The organism is Streptomyces sp. NPDC048636 (genome assembly GCF_040650655.1).
GTDB lineage: Bacteria > Actinomycetota > Actinomycetes > Streptomycetales > Streptomycetaceae > Streptomyces.
This window is the reverse complement of the sequence record NZ_JBEZHR010000005.1, coordinates 351,644-375,460: the sequence shown is the minus strand read 5'-3', so window position 1 is coordinate 375,460 and position 23,817 is coordinate 351,644. Positions and strand designations below refer to the sequence as shown.

The window sequence follows — 23,817 nt, the reverse complement described above, 5'->3', positions numbered from 1 at the left end:
ATACGCTGCACACGCGCATGGTGATTCCCTTCCGGATCTCAAGCGGGCGTCTCATCGGCCGAGTGGTGCCGCTGCCGTCTCCCGCGCAGGTCGGCCAGGCCGGTGCGGGAGGGCCTGGCGGCCCGGGGGCCGGGCACCGCCGGGCGCCGTCCGGGCAGGCCCGACAGCCGGTCGCGGACATGCCGGGCCAGCGCGCGGACGGTGGGATACATGAACATCTCCACCCGGGTCAGCGAACCGCCCAGGTCGGCGTTGATCCGGGCCATCACACGCATCAGCAGCAGCGAATTGCCGCCCGCCTCGAAGAAGTTGTCCTCGGGTCCCACCGCTTCCGCCAGCAGCACCTCGCGCCAGATCCCGGCGATGGTCCGCTCGAGCTGATCGGCGGGCTGGGCGCGCGGACCGCTGATGCCGGGCGGCCGCGGCAGGGCCGCCCGGTCGGTCTTGCCATTGGCGGTCAGCGGGATGGCTTCGAGTTCCACGAAGGCGGAGGGCACCATGTAGTCGGGCAGGTCGGCGAGCAGATGGGTGCGGAGGTCGGCGGGCCGGGCACCGGGCGGACGGGGGACGAGATAGGCGACCAGCCGCCGGTCGCCCGGCCGGTCCTCGCGCACCACGACGACCGCCTCGGCGACGCCCGGATGCCCGCACAGCGCCGCTTCGATCTCGCCCGGCTCGATCCGGTAACCGTGCAGTTTGACCTGGTTGTCCAGGCGGCCGAGGTAGTCCAGCTCGCCGTCCGGCCGACGGCGGACCAGGTCGCCGGTGCGGTAGACGGTGCCGTCCGTTCCGCCGTAGGCATCGGGAAGGAACCGCTCGGCGGTCAGCTCGGGCCGGTGGAGATAGCCCTGGGCGACACCCGCTCCCCCGATGAGCAGTTCGCCGGGGACGCCGGTCGGCACCGGGCGGAGCCGGCGGTCCACCACATGGAAGGCGGTGTTGGCGATCGGGCGGCCGAGGGTCACCGGTTCACCGGGGCGCACCCGCTTGACGGACGACCAGATGGTCGTCTCGGTGGGCCCGTACAGGTTCCACAGCTGGGCGCCGCACGAGAGCAGCCTCCCGGCGAGGTCGGTGGTCAGCGCCTCACCGCCGCACAGGACGCGTGGCATCGGGGCGTCCGTCCGGCCGGGCCATCCGGCGTCGAGCAGCATGCGCCAGGTGGCGGGGGTCGCCTGCATGACGGTGGGCCGGGTGTGCTCCAGCAGGTCGCGCAGTTCGGCGCCGTCGGCGGCGGACCGGGTCGGCGCCACCTCGACCCGGCCTCCGGCGACCAGCGGGGCGTACAGCTCCAGGCCCGCGATGTCGAAGCAGACGGTGGTGACCGCCAGCAGGGTGTCCCGCTCGGTCAGGCCGGGTGTGCGGCATACGTCGCAGACCAGGTTCGTCAGCGCGCGATGGCTGATCGTCACCCCCTTGGGGCGGCCGGTGGAGCCCGAGGTGTACAGCACATAGACGTCCTGGGCGCTGTTCACCCGGTCGCCCGGTTCCGGGTCGGCCGACTCGATCTCGGACCAGGACCGGTCCAGGACCAAGGCGTTGTCGTGGCCCGCGGGCAGCCGTGCGGCCAGTCGCGACTCTGTGACGACCAGCGGCAGCGCGGTGTCGGTGAGCATGTACGCGATACGGTCGGCCGGATAGATGGGATCCAGCGGTACGTACGCCGCCCCGGACTTCATGATGCCCAGCAGCGCGATGGGCAGCTGCGCCGACCGCTCCAGGAACACACCGACCAGGTCCCCCTCGCCGATCCCCCGGGCCCGCAGGTATCCGGCCAGCGCCGAGGACCGGCGGTCCAGTTCCGCGTAGCTGACCACCTGTCCGGCGCAGGACACCGCGGGGGCGTCCGGTCGGCGCCGTGCCTGTCGCGCGACCAGCTGGTGCACACAGTGATCCAGCGGGAGGTCGGTCGCGGGGGTGCCGTTCTCGTGGGCGTCGGCGTCGCGATGGGCGTCGCTGCCCAGCGGGATACCGCTGAGGTCCCGGGCCCCGGCCTGCGACGCGGCTTCGGCCAGGAAAGTGGTCGCGTACTCGGTCAGCAGGGCGCGGGTGCGGGGGTCCCACGTGCCGTCCCGCACCACCCACTGGCACGGCTGTGGGTCCTGGCCGCGAGGGATCCGGATGAGCAGGGAGGTGCCTTCGGCAGGGACCGCGGGGACGCCGAGGTCGTCGCAGATCTCGACGGCGATGGGCAGGCCGGGGGCGGGGTGCCGCCGCCCGCGCAGCCCTGGCTGACGGACCCACAGGTCGTGCGGGTGGGTTCCGCGACGCTCCGCCTCCGCCGTCCGCTCGACGACCCGCGCGCCGAGCGCGGCCATGCCCTGCCCCTCCGTCTCGGGTATGCGCAGCGGGACGAACGGGGCGTACAGCGCGTCGACCGACGGGTGCCCGGTGTGCGGGTGGTCCGCGCGCCAGTGCACATCGGTGTCGGCGTCCGCACCGATCCGGGTGAGGAAGGCCAGGTGCGCGGCGAGCAGCCACTGGTCGCGCCGGAGCCCGGCGCGGGCGGCCGCGTCAGCGCTGTCGGAGGGGACGAGGACGGGGAGGGCGGTGTGCCCGCCACCCCGGGCGGCGCCTTCGGTGCCGATCAGTTCGGCGGGCATGAGCTCGGCGAGCCGACACGTCCAGTACGTCTCATGGCGCAGGGTCCGCTGCTGGGCGTCGGCGGCGGCGGTCAGCAGGGCCGGGTCGGGGACCGGGAGCCGGTGGCCGGGGCGGAGGCCGTACCCGGCCAGGGCGGTGGCCGTCAGCGGTTCGCCCGTGGGGGTGCTCAGCCCGGTGAGCCGCACCGTCCCGCCCGCCGCCGCCACCAGCAGGCTGCCCTCACCGGCCCGCAGGACGGCTCCCGGCGGTCCCGCGGGCGGCCCGGGGACCGGTTCAAGGCCCGCCACCAGGAGGGCGGCGTCCCCGGCGACAACCTTCGCAGTGCCGAACTCGTTGGCGTAGGGGCCGTGGTCGGCGGCCCGTACGGCGGCGTGCAACCGCGCGGGCGGCTGGTCCCAGGAGAGGAACCCGCCGTCCGCCGGACGGTCGAAGCGACCGTGGTAGCTCCGGGCGGACAGGTCCTGTGCCGACCGCCGTACGCGGCCGCTCTCCAGGCCGTCGAGCAGTTCGCCGAACGAGGCGTAACCCGCCTCGAAGCACTTGGCGTTGAGGGTGTGACTGGTGTCGGCGTCGGTCACGGTGACCGGCCGCCGGGCCAGGATGTCCCCTTCATCGGCCCGTTCGGTCATGACGTGCCAGCTCACGCCGTGGACCTTCGCCTGTTCCAGGACGGCCCAGGTGGTGGCGTACAGACCGGCGTGCCGGGGCAACGGCCCGTCGTGGAAGTTCACCGGCAGCTCACGCGGCAGGTCGAGCACCGGCGCGGGCAGCATACGCAGATTGGCGATGCTGAACAGGTAGTCGAAGGGTTCGGCGGCCAGCCGCGTCAGCAGGTCGGGGCCGAAGTCCAGTGCGCGGAGGCGCTTTTGTCGCGCCCAGTCACGGATGCCGGGGTCCGGTGACACCAGCCCGAGGACCCGGTGTCCACGGCTGAGCAGCAGCTCGCCGCAGGTCACGACCAGTGAGTTCCCGCCTATCAGGAAGCAGCTGAAGGGTCGGGACGTCCGTTGACCGGTAGGGGGTATGGAGTCGGCCGGCATACGCATCGGTTTCCCGTCCATTCGTCGATTTCCGCGTTCACCATGGCTGCATTTGCTTTGGCTTCGTACGCTTCAGGGGTTCATCTCGGGCCTTCTGCGTCGACTTTCAGCTCCTGGATATCCCCGTGCACTTGAATGTCCGCTGAATCCGGCTCGGTCCGCGCCAGGCGTCGGCCAGGGGGGCAATAATGCCTGGAACAGGGCAGGTTCAGGGCTTTCCCTAACGCACACCGGCCGCGCTTGACCTCGTGGAACCGTGCTGGCTTGGCTGGACAAGCGGCACGTTCCGCGAGCAGAGCCCATTCCGGGGGCGAAGTCGAAATCGACCCGATGTTCATTGAATTAGCCCATTGCGACAATTCATGGGCACCAGCCGAGGGGGACCCGTATGCAGATGACCTGTCTGCCGGATGATGACGCGATCGCCGTGGTCGGGGTGGCGCGCAGCACACCGGATCGGCCGGGGCCGGGCAGCGTCCACGCGTCGGCCGGGCGCGAGCTGTTCCGCACTCTCCTCGGTGCCGAGCCGTCCGCCGGGCAGCTCCCGGTGCTCGAAGCGGCCTGGGCGGCCGTGGAGGACGCGGGGCTGGCACCCGACCGGCTGACCTGGCCGGTGGGCCTGTTCGCCGCCGGTACCGACGAGGCCTGTCTCGACGGACCGGCGAGGCTGTTCGACGCGCCCGGACCTCGGTGGACCGGGCAGGACCCGGTGGCCGCCGCGGTGTTGAGCCTGCGGACCGGGGAATGCCGCCTCGCGCTGGTCGTCGCCACCGACGAGCCGACGGCAGCGGACGCGGGGGAGCGGGAGGAAGGTTCGCCGGGGGCGGTGGCCGCGGTCCTCTCCCCCACCGGCGCCGACGGCTTCGGCTATCCGGTCCGGCCGCACGCCGAGGGAACCCGGGGCTTACCGGAGCTGGTCGATGACGCACTCCGGCACGGGCGCCCCGGCCTCCGGCGGCCCGCCCCCACCGACGGTGGGTCGACGGTTCCGCTGCCGATCACCGCGCACAGCCCGGTCGCGCTCCGGGCCCGGGCCCGCGATCTCCGCGCCCATCTGGACGCTCATCCTGACCTGCCGCTCGGGGACATCGGCTATGCGCTCGCCACCACCAGGGCGGCCCACCCCCACCGGGCCCTGGCCATCGGAGAGGACCGGGACCAACTCGCCGAGACACTGGACCGGTTGGCGCACGGGCAGGACTGCCCGCGGCTTGTCCGCGGCATCACCGGTGACCGGCGCGGGATCGCCTTCGTTTGCCCCGGACACGGTCCGCAGTGGCCCGGTATGGCCAAGGAACTGTTCGAGGCGTCACCGGTCTTCGCCGAGCAGCTCCACACGTGCGCCGACGCGCTGGACCCGTACGTCGACTGGCCGGTGCTGGACGTGCTGCGGGGCACGCCCGGCACTCCCCCACTGGGTCGGCCGGAGGTGGCTCAGCCCGCACTGTGGGCGACCACGGTGGCGCTGTCGGCGCTGTGGCGGTCCTTCGGCGTGGCACCGTCAGCCGTACTGGGCTCCAGCGCCGGGGAGATCACCGCCGCCACCGTGGCCGGTGCGCTGTCCGTCGCCGACGGGGCGCGGGCCGTGGCGGTGTTCAGCCAGGCGCAGGTTCCGCTGCTGGGCCACGGGATGATGCTGTCGGTGCTGGCGCCCGCCGAGGAGGTACGCCCCAGGCTGGCGCGGTTCGACGGCGATCTGGAGCTCACCGCCGTCTACGCACCGCGCTCGGTCGTCGTCTCCGGCACCCAGGAGGCGGTGACCGAACTGGTCGCCGAACTCGGCGCCGAGCGGGTGCGTACCTGGCGGATCGGGCTCGGCCTGGCCGGGCACAGCCACCAGATCGATGCGCTGCTCGACCGGCTCCGCGCCGACCTCGGCTCTCTCCGGCCCCGCCCGGCCGATGTGGCCGTCTACTCCCCGACCACCGGCGGCAGGCTCGACCCGCGCTCGCTCACCGCCGATCACTGGTGCCGGACCATGCGCGGCGTGGTCGACTTCGAACGGGCCACCCGCGCGGTGCTGGCCGCCGGGCACGAGGTGCTGCTGGAGGTCAGCCCGCATCCGGTGCTCACCCATGCCGTCCAGGAGACCGTGGACGACATCGGATCCACGGCGGTGGTGTCCGGCACCCTGCGCCGCCATCAGGGCGGCCCGCGGCGCCTGTTCACCGCGCTGGCCGAGCTGTATGTGCGCGGAGTGGATCCGGACTGGTCCGGGGTGTTCGCGGGGGGTGACGTACGGCGGGTGCCGCTGCCCGGGTACCCGTTCCACGCCGGTCCCGCGACAGCTGACGGTCCGGCTGTTCCGGATGGCCCGAGCGGCGCGGCGCACGCGCTGCGCGAGCGGCTCGCCGCGGCCGGTCCGGCCGAGCGGCACGAGGCGCTGCTGGCGCTGGTGCGTGAGAAGGCGGCCGCCGTCCTCGGCGGCGACACACCGGACGCGCTCGAGGAGCAGATTCCGCTGTCCGAACTGGGCGTGGACTCCACGGGCGCGGCGGAGCTGCGCAACCTGCTGAACGCCGCCACCGGCCTGTCCGAGCCGGTGACGCTGGTGTTCGACCATCCCACCGTGGCCGCGATCGCCGACCGTCTCGACCAGGTCATCACCGGCCGGTCCGCCGAGGACGAGGCCGTGTCGCCGCTGGCCGTGGCCGACCCCGACGAGCCGATCGCGATCGTGGCGATGAGCTGCCGACTGCCCGGTGGTGTGCGCGGCCCCGAGGAACTGTGGGACCTGCTGACGGCCGAGGGCGAGGCGCAGACCCCGTTCCCATCCGACCGGGGCTGGCGTACCGGGGAGCTGTACGACCCGGATCCCGGGCAGCCCGGCCGCTATTACCAGCGGGAGGCCGGGTTCGTCCTGGACGCCGACCGGTTCGACGCCGCCTTCTTCGGTATCTCGCCGCGCGAGGCACTGGCCATGGACCCGCAGCAGCGGATGCTGCTGGAGATCTCGTGGGAGGCCCTGGAGCGGGCGGGCATCGATCCGTCCACGGTGCGCGGCAGCCGCGCCGGGGTGTTCATCGGCGCGATCGCCCAGGACTACGGGCCGCGGCTGCACGAGGCGCCCCAGGACCTGGAAGGACATCTGCTCACCGGGAACACGGCGAGCGTGGCCTCGGGCCGGATCGCCTACACCCTGGGGCTGACGGGTCCGGCGGTGACGGTGGATACGGCGTGCTCGTCGTCGCTGGTGGCGCTGCACCTGGCCTGCCAGGCGCTGCGGCGCGGGGAGTGCGCCATGGCGCTGGCCGGCGGGGTCACCGTGCTGTCCTCGCCGGGGCTGTTCGTCGAGTTCAGCCGTCAGCGGGCGCTGGCCCCCGACGGCCGGTGCCGGGCGTTCTCGGCCGACGCGAACGGCTTCGGCATCGCCGAGGGCGCCGGGATGCTCGTGGTGGAGAGGTTGGCCGACGCGCGTCGGCACGGGCATCCGGTGCTGGCCGTGATCCGGGGCAGCGCGGTGAACCAGGACGGCGCGTCCAACGGTCTGACCGCGCCGAGCGGTCCGTCGCAGCGGGCACTGATCGCCCAGGCGCTGGGGGCTTCGGGGCTGTCGGCCGCGCAGGTGGATGCCGTGGAGGCGCACGGAACCGGTACGCCGCTGGGCGACCCCATCGAGGCGCGGGCGCTGCTCGAGACCTACGGCCGGGACCGGCCCGCCGACCGGCCGCTGTGGCTCGGCTCGCTCAAGTCGAACATCGGCCACACCCAGGCCGCGGCCGGAATCGCCGGTGTCATCAAGATGGTGCTGGCGCTGCGGCACGGCCGGTTGCCCAGGACCCTGCACACGGACCGGCCGTCACCGCATATCGACTGGTCCTCGGGCGCGGTGCGGCTGCTGACCGAGGCCCGGCCCTGGCCCGGGACGGACGGCCCGCGGCGGGCCGCGGTGTCCTCCTTCGGGGTCAGCGGCACCAATGCGCACGCCCTGCTGGAGCAGGCGCCGCCGGCCGGGGAGCCCGTCGAGGAGAGGGAGCGGACACCGCCGCAGGCCGCCGCCGTGCTGCCCTGGGTGCTGTCGGCGAAGAGCGAGGCGGCACTGCGTGTTCAGGCGCGGCAGCTGGTGGCGCATCTGCGGGCACGGCCCGAGGCGGAGCCGGTGGACATCGGCCACTCACTGGTGACCTCCCGGACTCTCTTCGACCACCGGGCCGTGGTGATCGGTGCGGACCGGGCCGCCCTGGTCGGCGGGGTGGCCGCGGTGGCCGCCGGGGACGAGGCCGCCGGGGTGGTGTCCGGCCGGGCCGGGAGCGGTGCCCGGAAGGTGGTGTTCGTCTTCCCCGGTCAGGGCTCGCAGTGGCTCGGTATGGGCGCCCAACTGTGGGACGTCTCACCGGTGTTCCGTACCGAGCTGCTGGCCTGCGCGGAGGCGCTGCGCCCCTTTGTGGACTGGTCGGTGGTGGACGTGGTGCGTGGTGTGTCCGGCGCGGCGTCCCTGGACCGGGTGGATGTCGTGCAACCGGCGCTGTGGGCGGTGATGGTGTCGCTGGCGGCGGTGTGGCGGTCGATGGGGGTGCGCCCGGGGGCGGTGGTGGGCCACAGCCAGGGCGAGATCGCGGCCGCCTGTGTGGCGGGGGCGTTGTCCCGGGAGGACGCGGCGCGAGCGGTGGCGCTGCGCGCCCGGGCGCTGACCACGCTGTCCGGCAGCGGCGCGATGGTCTCGATGGCACTGCCGGTGGGACCGGTACGGGAACGGCTGGCCCGGTGGGCGGGCCGGATCTCGGTGGCGGCGGTGAACGGCCCGGCGTCGGTGGTGGTCGCGGGCGACCGCGACGCGCTGGAGGAGCTCGTCGAGTCGTGTGCGGCCGACGAGTTGAGCACCTGGTGGGTACCGGTGGACTACGCCTCGCACTCACGCCATGTGGAGCGGGTCCGCGAGGAGTTGCTGACGGCGTTGGCGCCGATCCGGCCGCGGCCGGTCGAGGTGCCGCTGCTGTCCACCGTGACGGGTGAGTATGTGTCCGGTACCGAGCTGGACGCGGAGTACTGGTACCGGAACCTGCGCGGGACGGTGGAGTTCGAGGGGGTGATCGCCGGGCTGGCGGCGGCGGGGTACCGGGGCTTCATCGAGGTCAGCCCGCATCCGGTGCTCCTCACGGGGGTGCGGGAGACGGTGGACGCGGTCGCCACGGACGCCGTCGTGGTCGGCACACTGCGCCGGGACGAGGGCGGCCCGGAGCGGTTGGCCGCCTCGCTCTCCGAGGCGTTCGTCGGCGGCGTGCCGGTGGACTGGAGCGGCTGGTATCCGGACGCCCGGAAGGTGGAGCTGCCGACCTACGCGTTCCAGGGCCGCCGTTACTGGATCGAACCCGCCGCGCCCACGCACCGCCATGACGCCGCCGATGACGCGTTCTGGTCCGCGGTCGAGCGGACGGACCTGGCCGCGGTCGGCCGGGCCCTGGACGTCGACGGTGACGCGCCACTGGCCACGCTGCTGCCGAAGCTGGCCGACTGGCGACAGCGGCGGAGGGCGGAAGCGACGGTCGACGCCTGGCGCTATCGGGTCACGTGGCGGCCGGTCGAGCCACCCGCGGGCGGGGGGCTGTCCGGCCGGTGGCTGCTCGCCGTCTCCACGGAGGTGGCCGGTCATCCGTGGGCCGAGGCGGCGGCCGAGGCTCTGCGCGGGCACGGGGCGGAGGTGGTGTCCCTGGATTGCGAGGGCCTGGACCGGGCCGCGGTCGCCGACCTGCTGCGCGCGGCGAGCGCCGATTCACCGCCTGCCGGGGTGCTGTCGCTGCTGGCACTGGATGAGCGTCCGGAGGCCGGGTTCGCCTGCGTACCGCGCGGGTTGTCCGGTACGGCCGCGCTGGTGGGGGCACTCGGCGACGCGGAGATCGGAGCCCCGCTGTGGCTCGCCACCCGCGGGGCGGTGTCGGTCGGCCGGTCCGACCGCGTGGAGTGCCCCGCCCAGGCGCAGCTGTGGGGGCTGGGCCTGGCGGTGGGGCTGGAACACCCCGACCGGTGGGGTGGTCTGGTCGATCTGCCCGACGTCGCGGACCGCCGGGCCGGGGAGCGGCTGGTCTCGGTGCTCGCCGGTATCGGCGCCGAGGACCAGCTCGCGGTACGCGCGTCGGGGGTGTCGGCGCGACGCCTCACCCCCGCGCCGGTGTCCGACGCGGTGGAGGGGTCCGGTTGGCGTCCGCGCGGCACGGTGCTGATCACCGGGGGCACCGGTGCGCTGGGCGGCCATCTGGCCCGGTGGCTGGCCCGTGCGGGCGCCGAGCACCTGGTCCTGGTCGGCAGGCGTGGCCCTGACGCGGCCGGGGCCGGGGAACTGGTGGCGGAACTCGGGGCGCTGGGTGCCGAGGTGACCGTGGTCGCCTGTGACACCGGCGACCGGGCGGCCCTGGCCGCGCTGGTGGAGCGGCTGGACGCCGAGGGCACACCGGTCCGGTCGGTGTTCCACGCGGCCGGTGTCGGATGCTCGGTGCCGGTGGCCGACACCGGTGCCGCCGAGTTGGCGTCGGCGCTCGCCTCGAAGGCCGCGGGCGCGGCGCATCTGGACGCGTTGCTGGACGGCCGGGAACTGGACGCGTTCGTGCTGTTCTCCTCGGCGTCCGCGGTGTGGGGCGGCGCCGGTCTCGGTGCGTACGGCGCGGCGAACGCCTTCCTCGACGGGCTCGCCGAGCGGCGGCGGGCGCGTGGCCTGCCGGCCCTCTCGGTGGCCTGGGGCATGTGGGGCGGCGCGGGGATGTCCGCAGGCGAGAGCAGTGAGCGGCTGCGCCGCGGCGGCCTACTGCCGATGGCGCCCGAGCGGGCCGTGGCGGCCCTGGCGGCGGCCCTGGACCGCGGCGAGACGACCGTCACGGTGGCCGATGTGGACTGGGCACGGTTCGCCGCGGGGTTCACCGCGGCCCGGCCCCGCCCGCTGCTCGACGACCTCCCCGAGGTGGCGCGGCTGGCCGTCGATGCCGCGGCGGGCCCGGACCGGGCCGGTACCGGCCCCGGCTCCGCGCTGACCGAGCGGCTGGCCGGGCTCCCCGAGGCCGAGCAGCAGCGGGTGTTGCTCGATCTGGTCCGTACCCGGGCCGCGGCCGCGCTGGGACAGTCGGAGGTCGCGGGGATCGCCGCCGACCGGCCGTTCCGGGAGCTGGGCTTCGACTCGTTGATCGCCGTGGAGGCCCGTAACAAACTCAACGAGGTCACCGGTCTGCCGCTGCCCACCACGGTGGTCTTCGACCATCCGACACCGCAGGCACTGGCCCGCCATCTGCGGGAGGCCCTGATGGGTTCGGGTACGCACGACGTACCGGGCGCGGCGGCGTCCGCGGCCCGGGCGGTCGCGGACGAGCCGATCGCGGTGGTGGCCATGGCCTGCCGCTATCCGGGCGAGGTGCGTGGCCCGGAGGAGCTGTGGGACCTGGTGGTCGCGGAGCGGGACGCGATCGGGGCATTCCCCACCGGCCGGGGCTGGGATCTGGACCGGCTGTACGAGGACGACGCCGCGGCGGCCGGTCACAGCACCACCTTCGAGGGCGGATTCCTGCACGACGCCGCCGAGTTCGACGCGGACTTCTTCGGCATCTCCCCCCGCGAGGCGCTGGCCATGGACCCGCAGCAGCGCCAGATCCTGGAACTGTCCTGGGAGGCGTTCGAGCGGGCGGGCATCGACCCGAGGTCGATGCGGGAGAGCCTGACCGCGGTGTTCGTCGGTGCCTCGGCGCAGGCCTACGGCGGCCCGCTGGACCGGGCCCCGATGGGCACCGAGGGCTACCGGTTCACCGGTGACGCGATGAGTGTGCTGTCCGGGCGGGTGGCGTACGTACTGGGCCTGCGCGGGCCGGCCATGACGGTCGACACGGCCTGTTCCTCCTCTCTGGTGGCGCTGCATCTGGCGTGCGCCTCGCTGCTGCGCGGCGAGTGCTCGATGGCGCTGGCGGGCGGGGCGGCGGTGATGGTCGCGCCGACCGCGTTCGCCGAGTTCAGCCGGCAGGGCGGGCTGGCGCCGGACGGGCGCTGCAAGCCGTTCGCCGACGCGGCCGACGGCACCGGCTGGGGTGAGGGCGCGGGTCTGCTGCTGCTGGAGCGGCTGTCCGACGCGCGCCGCCAGGGGCATCCGGTGCTCGCGGTGGTACGGGCCACCGCGGTGAACCAGGACGGTGCCTCCAACGGGCTGAGCGCGCCCAGCGGTCCGGCGCAGGCGCGGGTGATCCACCAGGCGCTGGGGAACGCGGGCCTCTCGGCCTCGGACGTCGACGCGGTGGAGGCACACGGCACCGGAACCACACTGGGCGACCCGATCGAGGCACAGGCGCTGATCGAGGCATACGGTGCGGGCCGGGAGGCCGACCGACCGCTGTGGCTGGGGTCGCTGAAGTCCAACATCGGCCACACACAATGGGCGGCCGGTATCGGCGGCGTCATCAAAATGGTGCAGGCGCTGCGGCACGGAGTGCTGCCCAGGACCCTGCACGTGGACCGGCCGACCTCGCACGTGGACTGGTCCTCGGGCGCGGTGCGGCTGCTGACCGAGGCCCGGCCGTGGCCGGAGTCGGACCGGCCGCGCCGGGCCGGGGTGTCCTCCTTCGGCGTCAGCGGCACCAACGCGCACGCCATCCTGGAGCAGGCACCGGAACTCGCGCCGGAGGCGATCGCCTCCGCGGACCAGGAGCCGGGGGCCGCTCCGCCGGACCGGCGGACGGGCGCGCCCCGGGACGGCGGCGGCGTGGTGGCGTGGGTGCTCTCCGCGCGCGGGGACGCCGCCTTGCGGGCACAGGCCCGGCGGCTGTGCTCCGCCGTGGAGGCCGCGCCCGAGCCGACGCCCGAGGACGTCGCCTACTCGCTGGCCACCGGCCGCGCGGCACTGGAACACCGTGCGGTGGCGCTCGGCGCCACCGGGGCCGAACTGCGGGCGGGGCTGCGCGCGATCGCGGACGGAGGGGACTCCCCCGGGGTGGCGCACGGGGTCCGGGAGGACGGCAAGCTGGCCGTGCTGTTCTCCGGCCAGGGGTCCCAACGACCGGGCATGGGACGGGAGTTGTACGAACGGTATCCGGTGTTCGCCGATGCCCTGGACGCGGTGTGCGCGCAGCTGGACCCGCTGCTGGACATTCCCTTGCGCGAGGTGATGTTCGGCGACGACGGTGTGCCGCTGGACGAGCCCGGCCACGCCGAGGCCGGGGTGTTCGCCCTCGACGTGGCGCTGTTCCGGCTGTGGGAGTCCTGGGGGCTGCGGCCGGACATCATGGCCGGTCACTCGGTCGGTGAGCTGGCCGCCGTACACCTGGCCGGAGCCCTCCCGCTCCGCGACGCCTGCGCCATCGTGGCCGCACGCGGCGCGCTGCTGGGGGCACTGCCGACAGGCGGCGCGATGGTCGCGGTGGCGGCCGCCGAGGACGAGGTCACCGCGCGGCTGGCGGCCTGCTCCGACCGGGTGGGGATCGCCGCGGTCAACGGACCCGCCGCGCTCGTGCTCTCCGGTGCCGAGTCCGAGGTGCTCGCTCTCACGGCGGAGTTCCGGCGACAGGGCCGAAAGGTGAAGCGGCTGCCGGGCCGCCGGGCGCTCCAGTCGCCGCTGCTGGAGCCGTTGACGGCCGACCTCCGTCAGGTGGTGGAGAAGGCGGAATTCGGCCCGCCGCGGATTCCGGTCGTCTCGCTGCTGACCGGCCGCCCGGCCGACCCGGCGGAGCTGTGCTCACCGGACTACTGGGTCCGGCAGGTCCGGCAGACCCTGCGGTTCGCCGACGGGATCGGCGCGCTGCTCGCCGAGGATGTGCGGACGCTGCTGGAGATCGGTCCCGGTGCCACGCTCACCGCACTGGGCCGGGACTGCGCGCCGCCGGACGTGGCCTTCGTGCCCGCGCTGGACGGCGACGGTCCGGAGGGCGCGGCCGTGACCACCGCCGCGGCACGACTGTTCGCGCGGGGTACGGCGCTGGACTGGCCCGCGTTCCTGGCCGGCCGACCCGCCCGCCGGGTGGATCTGCCCACCTATGCCTTCCAGCGCGAACGCTACTGGCTGCACACCGCGGTGGCGCCCGAGGCGGGCCGGGCGGCGGCCGGATTCGGTCTGGCCACCACCGGCCATCCGCTGCTCGGCGCACGGGTGGCGTTGCCGGAGTCGGACACCGTGCTGTTCACCGGGCGGCTGTCGGTGGATACCCAGCCGTGGCTGGCCGACCATGTGGTGGGCGGCCGGGTGCTGTTCCCCGGCACCGGCTTCGTGGAACTCGCGGCGCACGCCGCACGGACGCACGGGCTCGACTCCGTCGGGGAGTTGACGCTGCTCGTCCCGTTGGTGCTGCCCGAGCCGGGCGGGGTCCAGCTGCGCGTCACGGTGGGTACCGCGAGCGATGGCCGCCGCCCGGTGGACGTACACGCACGCGCCGAGGACGCGGAGCCGGACATGCCATGGACCCACCATGCGAGCGGCACACTGACGGTGGGTCACCAGCGGCCGGTGGAGCTCACCGCCTGGCCGCCGCCCGGCGCGATCCCGCTGGACATCACCGGACTGTACGACCGTACCGCCGCGCTCGGGTATCACTACGGCCCGTCGTTCCGGGCGGTACGGGCCGCCTGGCGGCTCGGCGAGGACGTGTACGCGGAGGTCGCCCTCCCGGAGGGGGCGGACACCGGGGACGAGGCGTTCGGACTGCATCCGGCGCTGCTGGACGCCGCCCTGCACGCGCCGGTACTGCATGCCATGGAGCAGGACGGCGAGACGAGGCTGCCGTTGAGCTGGTCGGGGGTGCGGCTCCACGCCCCGGGCGGCGCCGCCCTCCGGGTGCGCTGGACGCCGACCGGCCCCGGCGAGATGGCCTTGGCCATCGCGGACGAGCGGGGCCACCCGGTCGCCTCGGTCGATGCGCTGGCGATGCGGGCGGCCGATCTGGACCGGCTGGGCGGCCCGGGCACCGCGGTCGCCGAGTCGCTCTTCGAGCTGGACTGGGTGCCGGTCGCCGCCCCGGACGGCCCGCCCGGCGACCGGCTCGCGGTGCTCGGCGCGGACCTTCCCGATCTCGCCGCCGCGGGTCTGCCGGTGGAGCCGATGACAACACCGGACGGGGCGGCCGCGACGGATGTGCTGCTCGCGCCCTGCCCGGTGCGGTGTGGCGCGGACGACGGCGCGGACATCGCGGCGGCGGTCCGCGCCGCCACCGGGTGGGCACTTGAACTGGCACGGACCTGGTCGGCCGACGAGCGGGCCGGGCAGCCCGGCCGGTTGGTGTTCGTCACCCAGGGCGCGGTGCACACCGATACCCCCGACCCGGCGCAGGCCGCGGTGTGGGGGCTGGTGGGCTCGGCGCAGTCCGAGCACCCGGGCCGCTTCGTCCTGGTGGACCTGGACACCCAGTTGACGTCCCGTCAGGCACTGCCCGCGGCGCTGGCCACCGGGGAGCCCAGGCTCGCGCTGCGGGCAGGTGAGATCACCGCGCCACGGCTCGCCCGCGCCGCCCAGCGGCCCGCGCTGACAGTGCCGTCGACCACCGGCGCCTGGCGGCTGGGCATCGAGCGCGTGGGCTCACCGGAGGGCCTGGCCCTGGTCGCCGACCCGGCGGCGGACCGACCGCTGGGGGCGGGCGAGGTACGCCTGGCCGTGCACAGCACCGGGGTGAACTTCCTTGATGTGCTGCTCACCCTGGGCGCCGGTCCGGACGGCTACGAGCTGGGCTGCGAGGCGGCCGGAGTGGTCACCGAGGTCGCGCCCGACGTCACCGAACTGGCCGTGGGTGACCGGGTGATGGGCATGGTCATCGGCGCGTCGGGCCCGTTCGCCGTGGTCGACCACAGGATGGTCGTCCGGGTGCCGGAGGGCTGGTCCCTCGTGCAGGCCGCCTCGGTGCCGGTGGCCTTTCTGACCGCGTACTACGCGCTCGACGACCTCGCCGGGCTACGGGCCGGGGAGTCGGTGCTGGTGCACGCGGCGGCCGGTGGCGTCGGGATGGCGGCCGTGCAGCTCGCCCGGCACTGGGGCGCCGAGGTGTTCGCCACGGCCAGCCCCGGGAAGTGGGACGCGGTCCGGTCCTCGGGGGTGCCCGACACCCACCTCGCCTCCTCCCGTGACCTGGAGTTCGCGGATCGCTTCACCGCCGCCACCGGCGGGCGGGGAGTGGACGTGGTGCTGAACTCCCTGGTGCGCGAGTTCGTCGACGCCTCATTGCGGCTGCTGCCGCGCGGCGGGCGGTTCGTGGAGATGGGCAAGACCGATGTACGCGATCCCGACACGCTGGCTGCCGCCTACCCGGGGGTCGCGTACGAGACCTTCGACCTGGCCCGGCCCGGTCCGGACCGGATCCAGGAGATGCTGACCACACTCGTGGAGCTGTTCGAGCGCGGCGCGCTGCGGCCGCTGCCGACCCGGACCTGGGATCTGCGGCGCGCTCCGGACGCGTACCGCTTCATCGGCCGGGCGGCGCACATCGGCAAGCTGGTGCTCACCGTGCCCGCCACCTTCGACCCCGAGCGTACGGTCCTGGTCACCGGCGGCCTCGGCACACTCGGTCGCGCGCTCGCCCGCCACCTGGTGACCGGCTGGCACGCGCGCCACCTGGTGCTCACCACTCGGCGCGGCCCGGCGGCCGAGGGCGCGGACGCGCTGCGGGAGGAGCTGGAGGCCCTGGGCGCCCAGGTCGCGGTGGTGGCCTGTGATGTGTCCGACCGGAAAGCGGTGGCGGGGCTGTTGGCGTCCCTGGACCGCCCCCTGGGTGCGGTGGTCCACGCGGCCGGGGTGCTGGACGACGGGGTGCTCGGCTCGCTGACCCCGGAACGGATCGACCGGGTGATCGCGCCGAAGGTCGATGCCGCGCTGCACCTGGACGAGCTGACCCGGGACGCGCAGCTGTCGCACTTCGTGGTGTTCTCCTCGGCGGCGGGGGTGATGGGCGGTGCGGGGCAGGCCGGTTACGCCGCCGCGAACACCGCCCTCGACGCCGTGGTCCGTCGGCGCCGGGCGGCCGGGCTGCCCGGGGTGTCGCTGGCCTGGGGACTGTGGGCCGAGGAGAGCGGGCTGACCGCCACCCTCGGCAGCACCGACCACGCGCGGCTGGCCAGGACCGGCATCTCCCCGCTGGCCACCGAGGACGGACTCGCGCTGTTCGACGCGGCACTCGCCGACGGCAGGGAGCTGCTGGTGCCGGTCCGGCTGGACCACGCCGTGCTGCGCGACCAGGCCGCGGCGGGCGGGCCGCATCCGCTGCTGCGCACCGTGGCACGTCCCACCACCACCGCCGCGCCCGCCGGCCGCGGCCCGGCCGAGGCGGTCCTCGCCCGGGCCGCGTCCCTGCCGGAGCGTCTTGCGGCGCTCCCCGACGACGAGCGCCACCAGCTCGTACTGGACGTGGTGTGCACCCAGATCTCTGAGGTCCTCGGCCATGCCGACACCGAACGGATCACCCCGACACGGGCGCTGAAGGACCTCGGCTTCGACTCGCTGACCGTCATCGAGCTGCGCAACCGGCTGAACACCGCGACGGGGCTGAGCCTTCCCGCCACCCTGGCGTTCGACCATCCGTCGGCCACCGCGATCGCCCGGTTCGTGCTCGCCCGCTGCCCGCTGGACGGGCCCGGGGCGGGGGCGGAGGTACTCACCGAGATCGACCGGCTGGAGGCCGCCGTACTCGGCCTCGCCGGGGACCCGGCGCACGACACCGCCACCGCCGACAGGATCGACGCCCGGCTGCGCGCCCTGATGGCCAAGTGGGGCGACACCCGGGACGGCGGGCCGGAGCCCGGCACCGAGCGCGACCTCAGCACCGCGACCGACCGTGAGCTCTTCGCCTTCTTCGACGAGGAGCTCGAAAGCCAGGACCCCGACCAGTGACCGGCCCCACCGAGATCAGGAAGTGACGTCAGATGGAGAACGAGGCCAAGCTCCGCGATTATCTCAAGCGAGCCGGAACCGATCTGCACACCGCCCGGCGCCGACTGCGCGAAGCCGAGGAGCGGGAGCATGAGCCGATCGCGATCATCGGGATGAGCTGCCGCTTCCCCGGCGAGGTCGCATCGCCGGAGGATCTGTGGCGGCTGCTGCTCGACGGCCGGGACGCGGTGAGCGACTTTCCCACCGACCGCGGCTGGGATCTGGAGACCCTGTTTCACCCCGACCCCGACCACCCCGGCACCACATACACCCGGCACGGTGGATTCCTGCGCGGCGCGGCCGACTTCGACGCCGACTTCTTCGGGATCCCGCCACGCGAGGCCATGGCCATGGATCCGCAGCAGCGACTGCTGCTGGAGACCTCCTGGGAGGCGTGCGAGCGGGCGGGTATCGATCTGACGCGGGCACGGGGCAGCCGGACCGGGGTGTTCCTGAGCGTCATCTACCACGAGTACGCGTCCAGGTTGCCGCGGGCGCCCAAGGACTTCGAGGGCTATCTGTTCAACGGCAGCTCCGGCAGCGTCGCGTCGGGCCGTATCTCGTACACCTTCGGGCTGACGGGTCCGGCGGTGACGGTGGATACCGCGTGTTCGTCGTCGCTGGTGGCGTTGCACCTGGCCTGCCAGGCGCTGCGCCGCGCGGAGTGCTCGCTCGCCCTGACCGGTGGTGCCACTTTCCTGTCCACGCCGTGGGCTTTCGTCGCGTCGAGCAGGCAGCGCGTAGCCGCCCCGGACGGGCGCTGCAAGGCGTTCGCGGACGCCGCCGACGGCGCCGGCTGGAGCGAGGGCGTCGGCATGCTCGCACTGGAGCGGCTGTCCGACGCGCGGCGCCTGGGCCACCCGGTGCTGGCCGTGATCCGGGGCAGCGCGGTGAACCAGGACGGTGCCTCGAACGGCCTGACGGCGCCGAACGGGCCCGCGCAGGTAGCGGTGATCGGCCAGGCGCTGGCGGCGGCCGGACTGGCGGCACCGGATGTGGACGCGGTGGAGGCGCACGGGACCGGGACGAGGCTCGGCGATCCGATCGAGGCGCAGGCGCTGATCGAGGCGTACGGCCAGGGCCGGGCCGCCGACCGCCCGCTGTGGCTGGGGTCGTTGAAGTCGAACATCGGGCATGCGCAGGCGGCGGCCGGGGTCGGCGGCGTGATCAAGATGGTGCAGGCGATGCGCCACGGTGTGCTGCCGAAGACGCTGCACGTGGACCGGCCGTCGTCGCATGTGGACTGGTCGTCGGGGGCGGTGGAGCTGCTGACCGAGGCCCGGCCGTGGCCCGGGAGCGGCGCCCCGCGCCGCGCCGGGGTGTCCTCGTTCGGCATCAGCGGCACCAACGCCCATGTCGTCCTGGAGGAGGCACCGGCGGCCGATGAACCCTCCGCCGCGGCCATGGACGCGGCGCCACCGGCCCCCGGTACGGTCCCGTGGGTGCTCTCCGGCCGCACCGCCGCCGCGCTGCGCGGCCAGGCCGAGCGGTTGCACGCCCATGTGCTGGCCCGACCGGATCTGGATCCGGCGGAGGTGGGCCGCGCCCTGCTCACCGACCGGGCCACCTGGGATCACCGTGCCGTCGTGCTCGCCGACGACCGCGACGGTCTGCTCGACGCGGTGGCCGCACTCGCGCGGGACGAGCCGGAGGCCCCCGGCGGAACGTCGGTGGTACGCGGCGAGGCGACGGCGGCCCCGCGGGTCGCGTTCGTCTTCCCCGGCCAGGGCGCGCAGTGGGCGGACATGGCGCTGGGTCTGCTGGACACCGAACCCGTCTTCGCCGAGCGGCTGGAGGCGTGCGCCGCCGCACTGGCGCCGTATACGGACTGGTCGTTGCTCGAGGTGCTGCGTTCCGCACCCGGCGCCCCGGGGCTGGACCGGGTGGACGTGGTACAGCCCGCGCTGTGGGCCGTCATGGTGTCGCTGGCGGAGCTGTGGCGGGCGCACGGCGTCACGCCCTCGGCGGTGGTCGGCCACTCCCAGGGGGAGATCGCCGCCGCCTGTGTGGCGGAGGCGCTGTCCCTTCAGGACGCGGCCAAGGTCGTGGCGCTGCGCTGCAAAGCGCTGCGCGCGCTGGCCGGGCGGGGCGGAATGGTGTCGCTGGTCGCGTCCGTGGCCGACGCGACCCAGCGGATCGCCCCCTGGGGAGACCGGCTGTCGATCGCCGCGGTCAACGGCCCGAACACGGTGGCCGTGTCCGGCGACCCGGAAGCGCTCGACGCGCTCGTGGCCACGGCCACGGCTGACGGCGTACGAGCGGTGCGGCTGCCGGTCGACTACGCCTCGCACTCGGCGCACGTCGCCGCCGTCGAGGCCGAGTTGACCGAGGCGCTGGCCGGTATCCGGCCGCGCGCGGCGCGTGTGCCGTTCTACTCCGCGGTGACCGGCGAGCAGCTCGACACCACCACCCTGGACGCCGGTTACTGGTACCGCAACCTGCGGCACACCGTGGAGTTCGAGCGCGCCGTACGGGCCGTGGCCGACGCGGGGCACGAGGTGTTCATCGAGGTGAGCCCGCATCCGGTGCTGACCATGCCGGTACAGGACACGCTGCGGGACACCGGTGGCGTCGCGCTCGGCACGCTGCGCCGCGACGACGGTGACCGGCGGCGGTTCCACACCTCACTGGCCGAGGCGTATGTGCGCGGGGTGCCGGTGAGCTGGCCGGTGCCACCGCGGCGGGGGGCACCGGTCGAGCTGCCCACCTATGCCTTCCAGCGGCGGCGGTACTGGCTGGACGCCCCTCGCACACCGGTCGGCGACCGGGCCGCCGCGGAGCTGGGTCTGGCCACCGCCGGACACCCGCTGCTGGGCGCTGCCGTGGAACTGGCCGACGGACAGGGCCTGGTGGCCACCGCCCGGCTGTCGTCGGCCGCACACCCATGGCTGGCCGACCATGTGGTCGGTGGCGTGGTGCTGCTGCCGGGCACCGTGTTCGTGGAACTGGCGCTGGCGGCCGGCGCGCTGGTCGGGTGCGAGGTGCTGGACGAACTGACCGTCACCGTTCCGCTGGCGCTGCCCGAGCGCGGCGGAGTGCGGCTGCGGCTGACGCTGGGTGAGGACGACGGGTCCGGGCACCGCTCGGTGACGCTGGACGCGCGCCCGGACGATCCGCGGAACGCGGACGGCATGCCCGGTGCGGACGGGACCGAGCCATGGACCCGGCACGCCACCGGTGTCCTCGCCCTCGACGCCGCCACGGCCCCGGCCCACCTCCCGGAGTGGCCGCCGACCGGTGCGGAGCCCCTCCCTGTGGAGGGGGCGTACGACGTGATGGCCGACGCGGGGTTCCCGTACGGGCCCGCGTTCCAGGGGCTGCGGTCGGCATGGCGGCGCGGGGAGGAGGTGTTCGCCGAGGTCGAACTCGCCGAGGAGCAGCGTGCCGAGGCGGACGCCTACGGACTTCATCCGGCCCTGCTGGACGCCTCCTTGCACGCGATCGGCATGGGCTGGCTCGATGGCCCGGACGGGGCCCCGGGGCGGGCCCGGCTGCCCTTCTCCTGGCGCGGGGTGCGCCGGCACGCCGTCGGCGCCGCAGCCGTCCGGGTACGGCTGGCCCCGGCGGGCCCGGACGCGGTCACGGTGGAGCTGGCGGACGCGGCGGGCCAGCCGGTCGCCACCGTCGAGTCGCTGGTCGTGCGGGCGGTCGACCTGGACCGGCTCGCCCTGAGCCGTACGGGATCCGACAGCCCGTTGCTCCGGCTGGACTGGGTCGCGCCGTCGGCGCGGGCCGCGGTGGCTCCCGAGGGGCGCCGTATCCTCCTCGGCCAGGACGACCTGGATCTGGGCGGCGTGTTCGCCGCCACCGGAGTGAAGGCGGACCGCTGCCGCGATCTCGCCGACGCCGCCCATGACATCGACGAGGGGACGGCCGGGGCGCCCACCGTGGTGCTGGCGTCCTTCGGCACCGACGCCGCTCACGGCCCCGCGCCCGACCCGGCCGCCGCGGCCAGGGAGGCCGTCCACCGTGCGCTGCGACTCGTTCAGGCGTGGCTGGCGGACGAGCGGTTCGCACGGGCCCGGCTGGCCCTGGTGACCCGGGGTGCGGTGGCGGCGGGCCCGGCGGAGGATGTCACCGACCTCGTATACAGCGCGGTGTGGGGTCTGATCCGGTCCGCCCAGTCCGAACACCCCGACCGGTTCCTCCTGGTGGACCTCGATCAGTCCGCCGCTTCGCTCGATGCCCTGCCCGGGGTGCTGGCCGGTGAGGAGGCGCAGGTGGCGCTCCGGGACGGCGCGGCACGTGTGCCCCGGCTGGCCCGGGCAGCGCCGTCCGACCACGGCGCGGAGAGCGGGCGTGCCGGGTTCGGGCCGGGCGGCACCGTCCTGATCACCGGCGGCACCGGTACCCTCGGTGGACACCTCGCCCGGCATCTGGTGACCGAGTACGGCGTGGACCACCTGCTGCTGGTCAGCCGCGGCGGACCAGCGGCGGTCGGCGCCGAGGAACTGCGCGACGAACTGACCGGGCTCGGCGCCGAGGTGACCCTCGCCTCCTGCGATGTGGCGGACCGGTCCTCACTGGACACGCTGGTGGCCGCCCTACCGGCCGACCGGCCGCTGACCGGGATCGTCCACGCTGCCGGAGTACTCGACGACGGGGTGGTCGACTCCCTCGACCCCGACGGTATCGACCGGGTGCTGCGGCCGAAGGCGGACGCCGCCTGGCATCTGCACGAGCTGGCGCGGCGGCTGGATGTGCCGGGGTTCGTCCTGTTCTCGTCGATGGCGGGCACACTCGGCAGCCCCGGGCAGGGCAACTACGCGGCGGCCAACGCCTTCCTGGACGGCCTGGCCCAGCATCGCCGGGCGGCCGGTCTGCCGGGCGTCTCCCTGGTGTGGGGTCTGTGGGAGCGGGCCGGTGCCATGACCGGTGAGATGACCGGCGCCGACGTGGCGAGGGCCGCGCGGTTGGGTGTCGATGTGCTGTCGGTGGCGGACGGGCTCGCCCTCTTCGACCGCGCCCTGGTGGCCGGCCCGGCCGTGGTGGCCCCGGTACGGCTGAACCCGGCCGCGCTGCGGACGCGGGCCGCCACTGTGCCACCGGTGCTGCGCGGGCTGGTACGGCCACCGGCGAAGCGGGCCGCCGCGGCGGGCGACGCGGCCACCGGCGCCCGGGCGGTTTCCGCCACGGCCGCCGCCGACCTGACGACGCGGCTCGCCGGACTCCACGAGGCCGAGCAGGAGAGCGTACTGCTCGACCTGGTGCGCGAGTTGGCGGCCGCCGTGCTCGGCCACTCCTCACCGGACGCACTGGCCGCGACCGACGCCATGCCCACATGGGGCTTCGACTCGTTGACCGCACTGGAGCTGCGCAACCGGCTGTGCCACGCGACCGGGCTGCGCCTGCCGACCACCCTCATCTTCGATCACGCCTCCAGTACGGGGCTGGCCCGGCATCTGCGTGCCGAACTGGCCGTCGGCGGCGGAGCGGCGGAGACCGCCGTGGCCACGGCCGCCTCGCCGGACGACACCATCAGCGTGCTGTACCGGCAGGGGTTCAGACTGCGCCGGTACGACGAGAGCCTGAACATGCTGCGGGCGGCCGCGGCGGTGCGCCCCATGTTCAGCACCGTTCAGGAGGCGGGCGAACCGCTGCCCTCGGTCGAGCTGACCTCCGGGGACCGTACCCATCTGGTGTGCATCCCCCCGGTGATCGCCCCGGCCAGCCCGAACTTCTTCTACCGGTTCTCGACCGTCTTCAGCGGCGAGCGGAAGGTGACGGTGCTCCGGCACCCGGGCTTCCGGCCCGGGGAGCTGATCCCGGCCACGGTGGAGCCCGCGGTGGATTTCCAGGCCGAGGCGGTACGCCGCCATGTCGGCAGTGACCCGTTCGTCGTGCTCGGCTACTCCTCGGGCGGCTGGATGGCGAACGCCGTCGCGGGTCGGCTGGAGGAGTGGGGACTGCGACCGTACGGCCTGGTGCTGGTCGACACGTACCCGGACACCGCCAAGTTCAAGACGGTGCTGCTGGACGAGATCGTCGAGCGGATGGTCCGGGCTCCCGGCGGTGAGCTGGAGCTGCTGACCGGGACACAACTCACCGGCCAGGGCGGCTATCTGCGGGCGTTCGACAACTGGTCCCCGGTGCCGGTGGAGGCACCGACGCTCCAGGTGCACGCCTGCCGTCCACCCAACCCCTCGGCCGAGCTGGCCAGCGGCGACCAGTGGCGGTCCACGTGGCCATGGCCCCACCTCCTGGTGGACGTCCCGGGCGACCACTTCTCGGTCATGGAAGAACACTCGGAGTCGACCGCCCAAGCCGTCCAGGACTGGCTCCGCACCCGCGAAGCGAAGGATCAGCAGGAGCAGCGGGACGGGCGGGCCTCCCATGTCCCCGGCTGACAGGGGCGGCGATCCATCACCCCGC

3 protein-coding genes are annotated in these 23,817 nt (G+C 74.5%); 2 read left to right on the top strand and 1 reads right to left on the bottom strand.

The features are described from left to right. Positions 1–38: 38 nt before the first annotated feature. Entirely contained in the window at positions 39–3,560 is a 3,522-nt protein-coding gene (locus tag AB0C66_RS16970) for an amino acid adenylation domain-containing protein (RefSeq protein ID WP_362438297.1), read from the bottom strand. Between the two features lie 472 nt (positions 3,561–4,032). On the opposite strand from AB0C66_RS16970, the gene AB0C66_RS16965 reads away from it, so the two are divergent. Both AB0C66_RS16965 and AB0C66_RS16960 read left to right on the top strand, forming a co-directional pair. Further along, on the top strand, positions 4,033–17,406 hold the full coding sequence (locus tag AB0C66_RS16965) for a type I polyketide synthase (protein WP_362438294.1): 13,374 nt from the start codon (positions 4,033–4,035) through the stop codon (positions 17,404–17,406). Positions 17,407–17,438: 32 nt separating this feature from the next. Then, positions 17,439–23,792, top strand: a complete 6,354-nt coding sequence (locus AB0C66_RS16960) for a type I polyketide synthase (RefSeq protein ID WP_362438292.1) — start codon at positions 17,439–17,441, stop codon at positions 23,790–23,792. Positions 23,793–23,817 lie beyond the last annotated feature (25 nt).